Origin of the sequence: Sinomonas susongensis, assembly GCF_005877005.1 — a bacterium.
GTDB lineage: Bacteria > Actinomycetota > Actinomycetes > Actinomycetales > Micrococcaceae > Sinomonas > Sinomonas susongensis.
In genome coordinates, this window is the sequence record NZ_SSNH01000004.1 from 104505 (window position 1) to 120665 (window position 16161).

The 16161-nt window shown below is 68.5% G+C and carries 14 protein-coding genes and 1 tRNA gene; 6 read left to right on the top strand and 9 right to left on the bottom strand.

Annotation, left to right across the window (positions count from 1 at the left end):
* Positions 1-93: 93 nt before the first annotated feature.
* The 4 genes from E6A21_RS07075 to aceE all read right to left on the bottom strand — a co-directional run bounded on the left by E6A21_RS07075 (position 94) and on the right by aceE (position 6400).
* The gene (locus tag E6A21_RS07075; protein WP_138443448.1) at positions 94-1155 is read right to left on the bottom strand and encodes a beta-ketoacyl-ACP synthase III; all 1062 of its coding nucleotides are present in this window, start codon (positions 1153-1155) and stop codon (positions 94-96) included.
* Positions 1152-2105, bottom strand: coding sequence for an ACP S-malonyltransferase (locus E6A21_RS07080; protein ID WP_171041304.1), 954 nt, complete (start codon positions 2103-2105; stop codon positions 1152-1154). Before E6A21_RS07080 ends, E6A21_RS07075 begins: the two co-directional genes overlap by 4 nt.
* Before the next feature lie 110 nt (positions 2106-2215).
* Positions 2216-3454, bottom strand: a complete 1239-nt coding sequence (locus E6A21_RS07085) for a PucR family transcriptional regulator (RefSeq protein ID WP_138443449.1) — start codon at positions 3452-3454, stop codon at positions 2216-2218.
* Positions 3455-3658: 204 nt separating this feature from the next.
* Positions 3659-6400 (bottom strand): pyruvate dehydrogenase (acetyl-transferring), homodimeric type, encoded by a 2742-nt coding sequence (gene aceE, locus E6A21_RS07090; protein WP_138443450.1) that lies wholly within the window; start codon positions 6398-6400, stop codon positions 3659-3661.
* A gap of 316 nt (positions 6401-6716) precedes the next feature.
* Here aceE and E6A21_RS07095 point away from each other — a divergent pair, with 316 nt between their 5' ends.
* From E6A21_RS07095 to E6A21_RS07115, 5 genes are all read left to right on the top strand, one after another.
* Positions 6717-7130: a DUF3052 domain-containing protein gene (locus E6A21_RS07095; protein WP_425471530.1), complete on the top strand. Its 414-nt coding sequence runs from the start codon at positions 6717-6719 to the stop codon at positions 7128-7130.
* Positions 7127-7609: a peroxiredoxin gene (locus E6A21_RS07100; protein ID WP_138443452.1), complete on the top strand. Its 483-nt coding sequence runs from the start codon at positions 7127-7129 to the stop codon at positions 7607-7609. Before E6A21_RS07095 ends, E6A21_RS07100 begins: the two co-directional genes overlap by 4 nt.
* A gap of 28 nt (positions 7610-7637) precedes the next feature.
* Positions 7638-7710 (top strand) — tRNA-Val (locus E6A21_RS07105).
* Between the two features lie 82 nt (positions 7711-7792).
* Positions 7793-8068 (top strand): hypothetical protein, encoded by a 276-nt coding sequence (locus tag E6A21_RS07110; protein ID WP_138443453.1) that lies wholly within the window; start codon positions 7793-7795, stop codon positions 8066-8068.
* A 195-nt stretch (positions 8069-8263) separates the two neighbouring features.
* Positions 8264-9094, top strand: a complete 831-nt coding sequence (locus E6A21_RS07115; RefSeq protein ID WP_171041305.1) for an IclR family transcriptional regulator — start codon at positions 8264-8266, stop codon at positions 9092-9094.
* A 56-nt stretch (positions 9095-9150) separates the two neighbouring features.
* On the opposite strand, the gene E6A21_RS07120 is transcribed toward E6A21_RS07115, so the two are convergent.
* Positions 9151-10248, bottom strand: coding sequence for a D-2-hydroxyacid dehydrogenase (locus E6A21_RS07120; RefSeq protein ID WP_138443454.1), 1098 nt, complete (start codon positions 10246-10248; stop codon positions 9151-9153).
* Between the two features lie 209 nt (positions 10249-10457).
* Between E6A21_RS07120 and gndA the strand changes: the two genes are divergently transcribed.
* Complete coding sequence (gene gndA / locus E6A21_RS07125) at positions 10458-11897, top strand: NADP-dependent phosphogluconate dehydrogenase (protein ID WP_138443455.1); 1440 nt, start codon at positions 10458-10460, stop codon at positions 11895-11897.
* Between the two features lie 120 nt (positions 11898-12017).
* On the opposite strand, the gene E6A21_RS07130 is transcribed toward gndA, so the two are convergent.
* The 4 genes from E6A21_RS07130 to msrA all read right to left on the bottom strand — a co-directional run bounded on the left by E6A21_RS07130 (position 12018) and on the right by msrA (position 15898).
* Complete coding sequence (locus E6A21_RS07130; protein ID WP_138443456.1) at positions 12018-13625, bottom strand: purple acid phosphatase family protein; 1608 nt, start codon at positions 13623-13625, stop codon at positions 12018-12020.
* 100 nt (positions 13626-13725) lie between these two features.
* The gene (epsC, locus tag E6A21_RS07135) at positions 13726-14313 is read right to left on the bottom strand and encodes a serine O-acetyltransferase EpsC (RefSeq protein WP_171041306.1); all 588 of its coding nucleotides are present in this window, start codon (positions 14311-14313) and stop codon (positions 13726-13728) included.
* A 38-nt stretch (positions 14314-14351) separates the two neighbouring features.
* Positions 14352-15284: a cysteine synthase A gene (gene cysK, locus E6A21_RS07140; protein ID WP_138443457.1), complete on the bottom strand. Its 933-nt coding sequence runs from the start codon at positions 15282-15284 to the stop codon at positions 14352-14354.
* Positions 15285-15373: 89 nt separating this feature from the next.
* Positions 15374-15898, bottom strand: a complete 525-nt coding sequence (msrA, locus tag E6A21_RS07145) for a peptide-methionine (S)-S-oxide reductase MsrA (protein WP_138443458.1) — start codon at positions 15896-15898, stop codon at positions 15374-15376.
* Positions 15899-16161 lie beyond the last annotated feature (263 nt).

Here is a 16161-nt window from a genome sequence, read left to right on the forward strand (position 1 = left end):
TCTCTGATCGCCGGCTGGCGCCGACTGGCTGGGCAAGCCGCTTGTGCGGCTTGGCTTCGCGCGCGCCGGGCACGGACCCGGAACGCTTGGGAACTAGGGGAGGGTGATGACCTGTGCGCCGAACACGAGGCCGGCACCGAACCCGATCTGGAGCGCGAGCTTGCCGCTCAGCTCGGGGTTCTCCTTGAGCAGCCGGTGCGCGGCAAGCGGGATCGACGCCGCCGAGGTGTTGCCGGCGTCCGCGATGTCGCGGGCGACGACGACGCTCTCGGGCAGCTTGAGCTGCTTGACCATCTCGTCGATGATACGCATGTTCGCCTGATGCGGCACGAATGCGGCGAGGTCCTCCGCCTTGACCCCCGCGGCGTCGAGCGCGCGCTGCGCGACCTTCGCCATCTCCCAGACGGCCCACCGGAACACGGACTGTCCGTCCTGGCGCAGCGTCGGCCAGATCTTCGTTTCGGTGCCGAGGACGGCGGCTGCCTCCCCGGGACCCTCGCGTTCGGTCTCCTCCGAGAGGTCGCGGACGTCGAGGAGCGAGTGGGTCATACCGATGGTGCTCCACTTGCTGCCGTCGGAGCCCCACACCGAGGGGCCGATGCCCGGGACGTCGGACGGCCCCACGACGACGGCTCCCGCGCCGTCCCCGAGGAGGAACGAAATGCTCCGCTCGGAATTGTCGATGTAGTCGCTGAGCTTCTCCGCTCCCACGACGAGCACGTATTCCGCGACGCCCGAGCGCACGAGCGCGTCGGCCTGGGCGATGCCGTAGCAGTACCCGGCGCAGGCGGCCGAGATGTCGTACGCCGGGGCGGGCGTCGCACCGAGACGGTCACAGAGGAGCGCCGCGGCCGACGGCGTCGCGTAGGGGTGCGACACGGTCGAGATGATGACGGCGCCGAGCTGCGAGGCCTTGATGCCCGCCTTCTCGATGGCCTCGCGCGAAGCAGCCTCGGCCATGTCGATGAGGTCGACTTCTGCAGGGGCGCGGTGCCGCGTCACGATGCCCGTGCGTTGGCGGATCCACTCGTCGGACGAGTCGATCCACTGGCAGATCTCCTCGTTCGTGACGTAGACGCTGGGGCGGTAGACCCCGAAGCTCAGAACCCGCGAGTGGCTCTGGACCGGTGCCTGACGGAGCGTGGGGGTGCTCATGCGAGTTCCTCTTCGGCCGAGGGGTTCTGCTCCGCGTCCGCGGCGAACAGTTCGAGGGCCGCCGTGAGGTCGGCCGGCGTCTTGACGGCGACGGTCTTGACCCCGGGCAGTCCTCGCTTGGCGAGTCCGGTGAGGGTGCCGGCCGGGGCGAGCTCGATGAGGCCGGTGATGCCGAGGGCCTTGAAGGTCTCCATGCAGAGGTCCCAGCGCACGGGGCGCGACACCTGGGCGACGAGGCTCTCGACGGCGGCGGTGCCGGAGACAACCTCGCGTCCGTCGTAGTTCGACAGCAGCGGAACCGCGGGGTCGACGATGTTCAGGCTGGGACGGAGCTCCTCGAGGGCCGCCACCGCCGAAGCCATGTGCTGAGTGTGGAAGGCGCCCGCCACCTTGAGGGGGATGATTCGGGCCTTGGCCGGGGGAGCTGCGGCGAGGGCCGCAAGCTGCTCGAGCGTCCCGGCGGCGACGATCTGCCCGCCGCCGTTGACGTTCGCAGGGGTCGCGCCAACGGCTTCGATCGCGCGCTGCACCTCGTCGGGGTCACCGCCGAGGACTGCCGTCATCCCGGTCGGGGTCACCGCGGCGGCCTTGGCCATCTCGCGGGCGCGGAGGCCCACGAACTTCATCGCATCCGTGTCGTTCAAAACGCCCGCGAGGGAAGAGGCCGTGATCTCGCCGACGGAATGCCCGGCGAGGACGACGGGCAGCGTCGAGAGCTCGACGTCGAAGAGCGCCCGCGCGGCCACAAGGCCGGCGGCGACGATGAGGGGCTGGGCGACAGCCGTGTCCTTGATGGCCTCTTCGTCAGACGTGGTTCCGTGGGCGATGAGATCGAGGCCGACGACTTCGCCGAGCGCACCAAGCTGCTCGGCGACGGACGGCAGGTCGAGCCATGGGGCGAGGAAGCCCGGAGTCTGGGCGCCCTGTCCAGGGCAGACAATTGCTAGCACGTTTCCAGCTTTCCAAAGTGCGGTTGGTTCCAGCGGTGCCCCCACGCACCAAGCTCCAGAACCCGGATTGTAGGAAGTCTACAACGGGGCCATGCGCGTCGAGGGTCATCTCAGGGGGTCTGGCGCACCGCCCGCTCGCGCGTGGCGGGCTGCGCCGCGAGCCTTCCGACGACGAGCGCAGTCTGCAGCACGAACGCTTCCCGAGGCAGGAGGGGGTCCCAGCCGGTGACGTCGCAGACACGGCGCAGCCGGTACCGCACCGTGTTGGCATGCACGAAGAGCTCGCGCGCGGTGGCCTCGAGCGAGTGCCCGAGCTCGAGGTACGCGCTGAGGGTCTCCACGAGCCCGTTCGACGCGGCGAGGAGCGGGCGGTAGATCTTCTGGACGAGCGCGCGCCGCGCCGCGTCGTCGCCCGCGACGACCCGCTCGGGGAGGAGATCGTCCGCCGCGACGGGCCGCGGCGCGTTGGGCCACGCCCGCGCGGCCGACAGGCCGGCGAACGCGGCCTGGGCCGATGAACTGACCTCCGGGAGGCTTTCGGCACGGGGCCCGAACACGACAGGGCCGGGCGCGAACAGCTCGCTCAGGCGCGTGTACGCCGTCTCGTCCTCCTCGACGCCGCCGAGGATGAGGATGAGCCGGTCCCCCTGGATGCCCACGAGGGCGTCCTTCGCATAGCGGCTCGCGGTGCGCCGCATGTCGCCCACATAGCTGGGACTGGGTTCGAGTGGCGAGCTGCCCACCATGACCGCGAAGTTGCCCTGCGCCTTCCAGCCCAGCGCGGCGATCCGGGACCTCAGGGCGTCCGTGTTCTCGCCACGGAGGATTGCGTCGACGATGAGCGCCTCCAGCCGCGTATCCCATGAGCCGCGCGTCTCCGCGGCGCGCGCATACACGTCGGCGGCGGCGAAGGCCACCTCCCGCGAGTAGCGGAGCACAGCCTCTCGGAGCGCCGGCTGGTCATCCTCGGAGGCGAGATTCGGCACCTGGTCCTCGACCACTTCGACGACGATCCGGATGAGCTGGAGCGCCTTCTGGAGGCTGATCGAGCGGGTGAGCTCGGTGGGCGCGTTGCCGAAGACGTCGGAGAGCACCCACGACGGAAGGCTGGGCCGCTCGTACCACGTGACGAACGCGGCGATGCCGTTCTGGGCGACGAGCCCCAGCGCAGAGCGCTCGTCGGCGCTCAGCCGCCCGTACCAGGGGAGGGCCCGTTCGAGCTCGCGCGTCGTCGTCGTCGAGAGCTGGCCGACGCTGTTTCGCAGCTTCTTCAGGGTCTCGGCCTTCGCAGGGGAGGCCGTCAGGCGGCCACGGCGGGCACCTCCTGCTGCTTGCGTCTGAGTCGGCATGTGAAGAGCATAGGCTCCGCTCCGCCGTCGCCTGAATTTGTGAGAAGGCTACAACGACGCGGGTGGCTTCGAGTGCTCGGAGAGGGCGGCGCACCGGGGGCACGACGGCGGGGCGAGCGGACGACGACGACGGCGGCGCCCCCCGCTGTGGGGAGCGCCGCCGTCGTCTGTCATTCCTCCGGGACGAGACCCGGGGTGGGCCGCTTAGCTTTCGCCGCCCGCGTTGCCGGTCGTCCCGGCGTTGACGTCGAGCAGCTGGTAGCGCTCGAACGCCTGGCGCGGGGCGTCGGCGTCGACCTCGCCGCGGCGGGCGAGCATCTGCAGCGCCCGGACCACGACGGAGTGGCTGTCGATGTGGAAGTACCGCCGTGCTGCCGCCCGGGTGTCGGCGAAGCCGAAGTCGTCCGCGCCGAGCGACGCGAACTCGTTCGGCAGGAACTGCCGGATCTGGTCCGGGACGGCCTTCATGTAGTCCGTCACGGCGACGATCGGGCCCGTAGCCCCGGCGAGCTGCTGCGTCACGAACGGAACGCGCGGCTCCTGACCGGGGTTGAGGAAGGCCTCCTGCTCGGCGGCGAGACCGTCGCGGCGGAGCTCGTTCCACGAGGTCACGCTCCACACATCGGCTGAGACGCCCCATTCCTCGGCGAGGATCCGCTGGGCCTCGAGGGCCCACGGCACAGCCACGCCCGAGGCGAGCAGCTGGGTCCGAGGACCGTCGACCTTGGCGGGTGCGAGCAGGTAGATGCCCTTCACCAGACCCTCGACGTCGAGCTCCTCCGGCTCAGCCGGCTGGACGATGGGCTCGTTGTAGACGGTGAGGTAGTACATGACGTTCGGGTCCGGGTGGTTTCCGCCGTACATCCGCTCGATGCCCGACTTCACGATGTGCCCGATCTCGTACCCGTACGCCGGGTCGTAGGTGATGACCGCGGGGTTCGTCGAGGCGAGGAGCGGCGAGTGGCCGTCCGCGTGCTGGGTGCCCTCGCCCGTCAGCGTCGTGCGGCCGGCCGTCGCGCCGATGATGAAGCCGCGCGCCATCTGGTCGGCGGCGGCCCAGATGCCGTCTCCGGTGCGCTGGAAGCCGAACATCGAGTAGAAGACGTAGACCGGGACGAGCGTCTCGCCGTGTGTCGCGTAGGACGTGCCTGCCCCCGTGAACGCGGCGACGGAGCCCGCCTCGTTGATGCCCGCGTGCAGGATCTGGCCGGCGGGCGACTCCTTGTACGCGAGGACGAGGTCACGGTCCACGGACAGGTAGTTCTGGCCCTTCGGGTTGTAGATCTTGGCCGTCGGGAAGAACGCGTCCATGCCGAAGGTGCGGGCCTCGTCGGGGACGATCGGCACAATCCGCTTGCCGAATTCCTTATCCCGCATGAGGTCCTTGAGCAGGCGGACGAATGCCATGGTCGTCGCAGCCTGCTGCTTGCCCGAACCGCGCTTGGCGACCTCGTAGGCCTTCTCGTCCGGAAGGGCGATTCCCTGATGGGGGTCCCGCCGCTCGGGCAGGAAGCCGCCGAGGAGCTTGCGCCGTTCCATGAGGTACTGGATCTCGGGGGAGTCCATGCCCGGGTGGAAGTACGGCGGACGGTACGGATCGGCCTCGAGCTGCTCGTCCGTGATCGGGATGCGCAGGTGGTCGCGGAAGTCCTTGAGGTCCTGCAGCGTCATCTTCTTCATCTGGTGGGTCGCATTGCGGCCCTCGAAGTGCGGGCCGAGGCCGTAGCCCTTGACCGTCATGGCCAGGATGACGGTCGGCTTGCCCTTGAACTCGGTCGCCGCCTTGTACGCCGCGTAGACCTTCCGGTAGTCGTGGCCGCCGCGCTTGAGGTTCCAGATCTGCTCGTCCGTGAGGTCGCCGACGAGCTCCTTCGTCTCCGGCGTCTTGCCGAAGAAGTGCTCGCGCACGAATCCGCCCGACTCGGCCTTGTACGTCTGGTAGTCGCCGTCCAGCGTCTCGTTCATGATCTTGACGAGCTGGCCGTTGGAGTCCTTCTTCAGAAGGCCGTCCCACTCGCGGCCCCAGATGACCTTGATGACGTTCCAGCCCGCACCGCGGAAGAACGCCTCGAGCTCCTGGATGATCTTGCCGTTCCCGCGCACCGGGCCGTCGAGCCGCTGCAGGTTGCAGTTGATGACGAACGTGAGGTTGTCGAGATTGTCGTTGGCGGCGAGCTGGAGGAGGCCGCGGCTCTCCGGCTCGTCCATCTCGCCATCGCCGAGGAACGCCCAGACATGCTGGTCAGAGGTGTCCTTGAGGCCGCGGTTGTGGAGGTACCGGTTCGTCTGGGCCTGGTAGATCGCGTTCATGGGGCCGATGCCCATCGACACGGTCGGGAATTCCCAGAAGTCCGGCATCATGCGGGGGTGCGGGTAGGAGGACAGGGCGTGCCCCTTGTGGGACTTCTCCTGGCGGAAGCCGTCGAGGTCCTCCTCGCCCAGGCGGCCCTCCATGAAGGCGCGGGCGTACATGCCGGGCGAGGCGTGGCCCTGGAAGAAGACCTGGTCCCCGCCTCCGGGGTGGTCCTTGCCGCGGAAGAAGTGGTTGAAGCCCACCTCGTAGAGCGTCGCCGCGCCCGCGTACGTCGAGATGTGGCCGCCCACCCCGATGCCGGGACGCTGGGCGCGGTGCACCATGACCGCGGCGTTCCAGCGCATCCACGCGCGGTACCGGCGCTCGACCTCCTCGTCCCCGGGGAATTCGGCCTCCTGGTCCGCGGGGATCGTGTTGACGAAGTCCGTCGTGGTCACCATCGGGACGCCGACGCTCTGCGCGCCGGCCCGCTGGAGAAGGCTGCGCATGATGTACTGCGCGCGCTCTGTGCCATGCTCTTCGATCAGGGCGTCGAGAGACTCGATCCATTCGGCGGTCTCTTCGGGGTCGCGGTCCGGCAGCTGATTCGTCAGGCCGCTGAGGATGTGCGAGGTTTCCTCTCCTACAGACACGTCCAAACCTCTCTTCGAGCCCGAGGGCCCGGAGCTGGTAGCTGCCGGACGTCGGGCGATATCGTCGCTGGGCCCTACGTGCAGGCCCGTTTTCGTGTGGGCGCCCCTCTAGGCAGCCGGGTTCCCCAGCTAGAGCAGCGGCGCGCTCTCTGCCACTCTAGTCGGGTCGGCTGGGCACTCGCAGCGCGTGCGCTTGATGCTACGCGCCAAACGGTGTTGGCTTATAGGTACATTCCGTGCGCAGCCGGGCGTGGTATCCAGTACTCATGCCCGGAAGTCGACGCGGATGCACCTGAATACTGCAAGGAGGAAGAACGTGGGCGAGACCGACACCGCTGCGGGGAGTAACGTGGCGGGGCGATTGGGTTTCAAGGACGGAGACCTGATCCAGGAGTTCGGCTACGACGAGGACGTCGACTTCGACCTCAGAGCCGCCATCGAGGACACGGTGGGCTCCGAACTCCTTGACGAGGCTGACCATGACGTCGTCGACGCCGTCGTCGTCTGGTGGCGCGATGGCGACGGGGACCTCGTGGACATGCTGGTCGACGCCCAGACGACGCTCGAGGACCACGGGGTCATCTGGCTCCTGACGCCCAAGCAGGGGCGTGAGGGCTACGTCCCGCCGGCAGAGGTGCAGGAAGCTGCCCCCACGGCGGGCCTGCACTCGACCTCGACGGCGGGCGTCTCGAAGGATTGGCACGCGACGCGGCTCGCCCGCAAGAAGTGACGTTTCCGCAGGGCGACGCGGGTGCCCTGGAGGTCGGAAGCCAGGCTCCTGACTTCGAACTCCCGAACCAGTTCGGCGAGCCCGTTCGGCTCTCGTCGCTGCGGGGTTCGCCGGTCGTGATCGTCTTCTATCCGTTCGCGTTCTCGACGATCTGCACTGGCGAGCTCGGTGCGATCCGCGACGGGCGGGACGTCTTCGCCTCGGCGGGCGCGCAGGTCCTCGCTGTGTCCGTCGACAGCAAGTTCGCTCTCAGGGCCTTCGCCGAGGCCGAAGGCTACCCGTTCCCCCTCCTGGCCGACTTCTGGCCCCACGGTGCTGTTGCGAGGCGCTACGGCGTCTTCGACGAGGCGAGCGGGATGGCCCGCCGGGGCACCTTCATCCTGGACCGAGAGGGGACTCTGAGGTTCCGGGCGGTCAACCCGCCGGGGGAGCCTCGGGGCCTTGGAGTGTATTCGGCGGCCTTGGCCGATATCCGTTAGAGTAGAGCAGCGCCGGCGGAGCCGGTGAGGGTCTTTAGCTCAGCTGGTAGAGCGCCACGCTTACACCGTGGATGTCATCGGTTCGATCCCGGTAGGACCCACTCTCTTCAATCCATGACCCCCGGCGATCCAGTTCCTGGACCCCGGCGTCAGAATGTCGGTGCCGGTCTATAGCTTCTGGGCATGGAGAAAGTCCTCGTTCGCATGGCCCCTGACGGTGCCCCCCGTTCCTTCACCCGCGGAAGCCTGGACTGGCGCGTCGCAGCCACCCCAGTGCGCTGGTTCGAGCGCGTGCGGTGGTGGGAGGCGAAGCGCGGGCTCCCACGCGGGCACGGGCGCGTCGACGTCGAGGTATGGCAGGTGCAGGCGTTGCCGGGCCCGCGCGGCCGCGGCCTCACGACCTTCGAGCTTGTACGTGACGCGACGGGCGGTTGGAGCGTGCGCGACAGCTTGAACTGATGCCGGCGGGGCATGGAAAGAGCCTCCCGCCGCAGCCATTGGGGGATGCCGCGGTGGGAGGCTCTGTGTGAATGCTAGGTGAACTGGATGTGAACTCCAAATCGGATCGCGGCCTTCTCGGCGCCCCTTCGGAGTGGTGCGCGTTCAGTATTCTGGACAGAGAGCGGGTAGCCCCCCGCAGACGTGAGGAGCGCCGTGGCACCGAGCCGATCATCACACCCGACCGACTCAGCGCGGAAGCCGGGTGACGCACTGGCCTCTTCGCCCGCGCCCGCCGTCACCCGCGCGGCGGCCGTGCTGGAGGTCCTGGGTGCCTCCGCCACCGGTCGGGCGACCCTGAGCGATCTTGCCCGCGAACTCGGGATTCCGAAGTCGTCGACGTCGAATATTCTCCAGGCCCTCGAAGATGCGGGCCTCGTATCCCGGGACGGAAGCGAGTTCTCGCTCGGACGGAAGCTCGTAGAGCTCGGCGCGTCCTACCTGAGCCGGAGGGACGAGATCCGCGAGTTCTACCAATTCTGCGGGCAGGCGCCGGCACTGTCCCGGGAGACGGTGCGCGTCGCACTCCTCGACGGCGACCACGTCATCTATCTGGCCCGATATGAGGGCCATCCCGCGGTGCGGCTCACCTCGACCATCGGCGACAAGATGCCGGCGTCGCTGTGCGCAGTGGGCAAAGCGCTCGTCGCCCGGCTCCACGAGCGCGACTGGGAGGAGATGTACCCCGACGACGCAGAGCTCCCCGTCCTCACGCCGCGTTCGATCAGCAGCGGCCGCCAGTTCAAGGAAGAGCTCCGCCGGATCAGGGAGGACGGCTACGCGTTCGAAGACGAGGAGTCCACGCTCGGCGTGGTGTGCGTCGCAGTTCCGGTTCCCACCCGCGGCGCACATGGACCCAACCTCGGCGTCAGCGTGACCGCTCTCAAGGCGACGTTCACGGAGGAGCAGAAGAAGACGATGGTCTCTGAGCTCAAGGAACTCGCCCGGGCGTTGGGCAACCCAATGGGGCAGTGGCCGACCGGCTGAACGGGAACTCCCGTGGTGCAGGCCGGCCACCCCGGGGCCGGCCACCCGGGGGCCGGTCAGTAGAAGTGCACGGGGTCCACGCGGTGGGGCAGCGGCTCGCCGGCGAGATACTTGCGCAGGTTCTCCGTGAATCTCTCTGCGATGAGACGGTTCTCGGCCGCGCTGAGCGCTGACGTGTGCGGCGAGACCAGAACGTTCGGATGGTCCCACAGGGGAGAGCTGGCGGGCAGCGGCTCGGTGGCGAAGACGTCGAGGCAGGCGTAGCCGACGGTGCCCGCCTCGAGGGCATCCAGGAGGGCGTCCTCGTCGACGACCGTCCCGCGCCCCACGTTGACGAGGGTCGTTCCGGGTCGCATGGCCGCGAACACGTCGCGGCCGATGAGCCGCTCCGTGAACGGTGTCCCGGGCAGGGTGTTGACGACGGCGTCGGCGCCCGCGACGAGCTCGGGCAGCCGCTCCGCTGTGGCCACCTCGTGGATGCCCTCGATCGGCTCGGCGTTTCGCTTCGTGCCGCTCACGGTCATTCCGAGGCCGCGCGCGAGCCGTGCCGTCTCGAGGCCGATTTCGCCAAGCCCTGCCACGACGACATGGGAACCGGCTGCAAGACGGGTCGGGGTGCGGAGTTCAGGCCAGTGCTTCTTGCGCTGGTCCGCGGCAAGTTCAGAGGTCCTCTTGAGGCCGTTGAGGATTCCCATGAGCGCGAACTCGGCGAGCGGGAGTGCATGCACTCCGGCCGACGTCGTGACGACGACACGTTCGAGGTCCGCCGTCGACACACCGCTTGCCTTGACGGCTCCGCCAGCCCCAGCGGCCATGGCGTGGACCCACCGCAGCCGCGGGTTCTCGCCGACCACCCGCGCGAAACCCGCTGGCGACTCGTTCGGGAACCCGTAGAGCACGTCCGCCGAGTTCATGAGCGACCAGTAGCGCTCCTCCGCATGAGGGGAGCGCCGAAAGCCGGGGTCGCCGGAATGGTCTGCGGGGAAACGCTCCGGCGGAAGGAGATCGGGTTCGTACAGGACCGTGATCTGGGGGTGGGCGACCCGGATGGTCTCGACGAGCTCGGGCTCGAGGGGGACTGCGATGGCCACCTTGAGCGGTTGGACTTCCTGAGCGGGCGGGGCAGCGACGACGGAGTGTGATTCGGGACTCATATGTCCAGTCTACTGAAAGGCGACTAGCATGCTGAACAAGCCTGCTCGTTCCTTGGCAACGGCGGCAACCTGGGCGAGAAGTTAGGTCCGCCGAAATAGGGTGTCAAGAAACCCCACCGCAGCGAGCGGTCCACTAGCGTAGTCTGCGGCACTTGGCTGCGGCCGCACCGCGCAGCAACCTGGGCACGGCCCGAGAAACGGAGAGTACATTGTCTGCACAGATCGGCGTCACCGGACTCGCGGTGATGGGCGCCAACCTCGCCCGCAACCTCGCTCGCAACGGCTACACCGTCGCACTCCACAACCGTTCGGTCGAGAAGACCGACGCCCTGCTCGCCAAGCACGGCGACGAGGGAGACTTCGTCCGCACCGAGTCCCTCCAGGAGCTCGTCGACTCGCTCGAGAAGCCCCGCCGCGTGCTCATCATGGTCAAGGCGGGCGGCCCCGTGGACGCGGTCATCGACCAGCTTGTGCCGCTTCTCGAAGAGGGCGACATCGTCATCGACGCCGGGAACTCCCACTACGAGGACACCCGCCGTCGCGAGGCCGCGCTGGCCGAGAAGGGCCTCCACTTCGTGGGCGTCGGCGTCTCCGGCGGCGAGGAGGGCGCGCTCAAGGGCCCGTCCATCATGCCCGGCGGCTCCAAGGAGTCCTACCAGGCGCTCGGCCCGCTGCTCGAGAAGATCGCAGCGAAGGCCGACGACGGCACGCCGTGCTGCGCGTGGATCGGCACCGACGGCGCGGGCCACTTCGTGAAGATGGTGCACAACGGCATCGAGTACGCCGACATGCAGGTGATCGGCGAGGCCTACGACCTCCTCCGCGCGGGCGCCGGCATCGAGCCCGCCGACCAGGCGGCGATCTTCGACGACTGGAACAAGGGCGAGCTCTCCTCGTTCCTCATCGAGATCACGGCCGAGGTCCTTCGCCACGTCGACGCGAAGACGGGCAAGCCGTTCGTCGACGTGGTCGTGGACGCTGCGGGGCAGAAGGGAACGGGCCGCTGGACCGTCCAGTCGGCGCTCGACCTCGGTTCCCCTGTCTCGGGCATCGCCGAGTCGGTGTTCGCACGCGGCATCTCCTCCCAGCGAGCACAGCGCGAGATCGCGCAGGAGACGCTCGCCGGCCACGAGGGCGACGTGAGCCTTCCGGAGAACTTCGTCGAGGACGTGCGCCAGGCGCTCTACGCCTCGAAGCTCGTGAGCTACGCGCAGGGTCTCGACATGCTCTCGGGTGCCGCGAAGGAATACGGCTGGGACCTCAAGCTCGACGAGATCGCGTCGCTGTGGCGCGCAGGCTGCATCATCCGCGCCGAACTCCTCAAGGACATCATGGAGGCGTACAAGGGCGACGAGAAGCCCGCGAACCTCCTGTTCGCGCCGGCCTTCGTCAAGTCCGTCGGCGACGCCGTGCCGGCCTGGCGCCGCGTCGTCGCCACCGCGGTGCAGCTCGGCATCCCCGTGCCCGTCTTCTCCTCCTCGCTCGCGTACTACGACGGTCTGCGCCGCAAGCGCCTCCCGGCCGCCGTCATCCAGGGCCAGCGGGACCTCTTCGGCGCCCACACGTATCAGCGGGTGGACACTGAGGGCACGTTCCACACGCTCTGGGGCGAGGACCGCTCAGAGGTGTCGGCAGTCGACACGCACTGACCCCGGGCAACTTGCGCGCCCCACGTGTCGGGCGCCTGACGGCACCAGACGACGACGGCGCCGCCCACCTCGCGTGGGCGGCGCCGTCGTCGTCTGTCCGATGCTCCAGACGCGCTTTAGCTAGCGGTGGGCGTCCGAGCGGGGACGGCGCAGCGTGAAGGTCTCGAACACCTCGAGTCCTCCGCCGACGCCGGTCACGTTGTAGTAGGTGACCTTCATGGTCGTCTCCCCGCCGGGCACGCCGGGATCGACCTCGAAGGCGCCGAAGCCATACGACTTCGCCGCGTCCCGGACTGCGGACCACGGGGCTGGCTCGTGCACGTAGACCGGCGTCCGGTGCCCCGTGCTCGGGTCCGGCTGGGCCGAGACGGAGACGATCACGCGGCACTCGGGCGGCGTGAAGAGGAGCTGGTTCGACGGCGCGGACGTCCCACCGCCGCCGAGGATCATGTGGACGGTGCCCTGCGTGGTGTCGACGCTCTGGGTCCCCTTGGCAGCGGGGATGGGAGTCAGGGTCTGGTTGGCCTGCTGGCCCCGGATCGGGTGCGAACGCTCGTAGTGGTGCTCGTGGCCGCACACGACGAGGTCCACCCCGTACCTGTCGAACAGCGGGACCCATTCCTGCCGGACGCCGAGGTCTGCGCCGTTGAAGTTGTTCGCCGTGCTGATCGCGACCTGGTGCATGCACACGACGATCCAATCGACGTCGCGGCTCGCCCGCGCTGCCTTCAGCTCGCTCTCGAGCCACGCCTTCTGGGCGCCCTTCGAGTATCCGCGGACGTAGGAGTTGCCGCCGTCCTGGTAGCAGATGTCGTCGTTCGCCAGTGAGATGACGCGCACCGCGCCGACCGTGAAGCTGTACCAGAGGCCGCGGGTCACGTCGGTCTGGCCACCGGCTTCGGGAACCTCGAAGTAGGTCTGGTAGGCCGCGTAGCCGATGGAGCCGTTCCCGAGCTCGTTCTCGTGGTTTCCCGCGGACGGCATCCACGGACGGTTCCGTGCGCTGCGGGAGTTGTTGGCCCAGAAGTCCCACCAGGTCCGGATGCGGTCGGTAGCGAGGTTCGCGTAGCAGAGGTCGCCGTTGAAGAGATGGAACATTGGCTGGACACGCTCGACGCCGCCGGTCGTGTCCCCCGCGGCGGGGGAGCCCAAGTTGTCGTTGACCCAGGTGGTGCTTCCGGGCTGCTGCTTCCCCAGGGTCGGGGTGCCCTGGTCGCCGAAGCTCGTGAACGTCACGCGGGCCCGGCCGCGTGGACCGGTCGTGAAGGTCCCGAATTCGGGGGTGGCGCCGGCGTGAACTGCTGCGTAGAGGTAGCCGGTCGAAGCGTGGAGCCCATCGAGGGCTGCGTGATGCGTGTAGACGGTGCGCCCGGACTTGGCGTCGACGTAGCTCTTGGTCACCGCGGCAACGGCCGCGTTGAAGTTGCCGTGCCCGTCGCCGAGGAGAACGCGCGCGTCGGCGACGGGCTGCAGCGTGTGCCACGAGACCACGACCACGCTCGACGCGTCGGCGCCGAACTGGAGGTGGAGGCCATCGACAGCGGGGACGGAGGCGGCGTCGGACGCCGAGAGGGACCCGGGGAGGTCCTTGTTCGAGCCCTGCGGCGTGCCGGGTGCGGCGTCCGCAGGGGCGGCGATGGCGGTTGAGCCGGCGGCCGCGGCGAGGCCCGCGCCGATGAGCAGGCGACGGCGCGTGACGGGGGAGTTTTCAGGAGGCGTCGTGGTCATGGGGCAACCATGCCCGCCTCAGTCCGCCAGCTAGCCAAGCCCGAGTGAACCCGGGGTGCACGCCCGGAGAAACCTCATCCGCTCAGAGGCGCCCGACTGGTCAGATGTAGTAGTACTCCGCGGGGTCGACCGCCGGCTTCGTCTCCTTGACGGCGTCCCGGTGGCGCCACGTCGCGGGGATCCCGGTGACGATCGAGTTCGGGGGAGCGTCCTTCACCACCACGGCGTTCGCGCCGACGGCACTGCCGTGGCCGATGGTGATCGGTCCGAGCACCTTGGCTCCCGCCCCGATCGTGACACCGTCGCCGATCGTGGGGTGGCGCTTGACCTTGGCGAGCGAGCGCCCGCCAAGGGTCACGCCGTGGTAGATCATCACGTCGTCGCCGATCTCGGACGTTTCCCCGATGACGACTCCCATGCCGTGGTCGATGAAGAATCGACGGCCGATGGTGGCGCCCGGGTGGATCTCGATCCCGGTGAGGAATCGACCGGCCTGGGAGAGGAGGCGCGCCGGGAAGCGGAGCTCGGGCTTCTGCCACAACCGATGGGTCACGCGGTGGATCCAGATGGCGTGAAGCCCGGAGTAGGCGAGGAAGTTCTCGACGTTCCCGCGGGCTGCGGGGTCGTGGGCCCGGGCGGACTCGAGGTCCTCCCGGAGCCGCGCGAAGGTGCGTTTGATCAGAGACACAGACTTCTTTCTACCGCAGCCCGCCGGAAGGGGCGACTTTAGCCGCGGATGTCGTCGAAGAGGACAGTCGAGACGTAGCGCTCGCCGAAGTCGGGGACGACGACGACGATGAGCTTGCCGGCGTTCTCGGGCCGCTTCGCGAGCTCGAGGGCGCCCCACACGGCAGCACCCGAGGAGATGCCGCCCAGGATGCCTTCCTGGGTCGCGAGGGCGCGGGCCGTCGCGACGGAGTCCTCGAGGCTCGCGTCGAGCACCTCGTCATAGACGTCCCGGTCGAGAACCTCCGGTACGAAGTTCGCCCCGAGGCCCTGGATCTTGTGCGGCCCGGGTGAGCCGCCGTTGAGGATCGCCGAGTCCTTCGGCTCGACGGCCACGATCTGGACGCCGGGCTTGCGCTCCTTGAGGAGCTGGCCGACACCCGTGATGGTGCCGCCCGTGCCGACGCCGCCGACGAAGATGTCGATCTTGCCGTCGGTGTCGTTCCAGACCTCTTCGCCCGTGGTCGCCCGGTGGATGGCGGGGTTCGCGGGGTTCGCGAACTGCTGTGCCCAGATCGAGTTCTCAGTGTTGGCGACGATCTCCTGTGCCTTCTCGACCGCTCCGCGCATCCCCTCGGATCCGGGCGTCAGGACGATCTCGGCGCCGTAGGCGCGGAGCAGAACGCGACGCTCGGTCGACATTGTCTCCGGCATCGTGAGGACGACCTTGTAGCCGCGGGCAGCGCCGACGAGCGCGAGCGCGATGCCCGTGTTGCCGGACGTTCCCTCGACGATCGTGCCCCCGGGCTTGAGTGCCCCTGCCTTCTCGGCAGCGTCGACGATGGCGACGCCGATGCGGTCCTTGACGCTGTTGGCCGGGTTGTAGAACTCGAGCTTGGCCGCGACGTCCGCGCCAAGGCCCTCCGTGAGGCGGTTGAGCCGGACGAGGGGCGTGTTGCCGACCAGCTGGGTGACGTCATCGTAGATGCGCATGTGTTCCTTCTTGTCGATTCGGGGCGCGTTCAATCCAGGCAGCGCGTGGGGCTGGCCGCGCTCAGCCTAGCCATGCCCCTAAATGAGAGCTAGGCGTCAAGCCATGCCGAGTAATATTTCCGCGCCTTGGCAAGCTTCGGATTGATGATGACGCTGCAGTAGCCCGCATCCGGGTTCTTGGCGTAGTAGTCCTGGTGGAATTCCTCGGCGGGGTAGAAGGTGCTCGCGCGAGTGACCTCGGTGACGATGGGACGGTCCCACAGGGGCTGATTCCGTTCGATCGCCTCCTCGAACAGGACCTTCTCCTCGTCGTCCACGTAGAACATCGAAGACCGGTACTGCGTGCCCACGTCGTAGCCCTGCCGATTGAGCGTGGTCGGATCGTGCATTGCGAAGAACATGTCGAGCACGGTTTCGGCGGGGATGACCGTTTCGTCGAACGTCACGGCCACCACCTCCGCGTGTCCGGTCATGCCGCTGCACACGCTGTAGTAGTCGGGATTGGGCAGCTCGCCGCCCGTGTAGCCCGAGACGACGGACGTCACACCCCGGGTCTTCCGGTAGAGGGCGTCGAGGCACCAGAAGCATCCGCCGCCCAGAATGAAGGTCTTCATGCTGCCTACAATGTCCGGGACGAGCGGAAGATTCCCGAGAGAGGGCCGGGTCTGGTGGCTGAGGAGAGCGGTACGGGGCAGAGCACTGGATCTGAGACGCCTGGCGACGAGGTCCTCGCGCAGGAGAAACGTCCTGAGCAGGCTCCAGAGAAGCCGGCCGATCAGGCGCCGGGAGAGCGGGCGCCCGGCGAGGCTGCCGACGATCAGGCCGCGGGCGACGCCGCCGGAGAACAGACCGCGGGCGAGGCTGCCGATGATCAGGC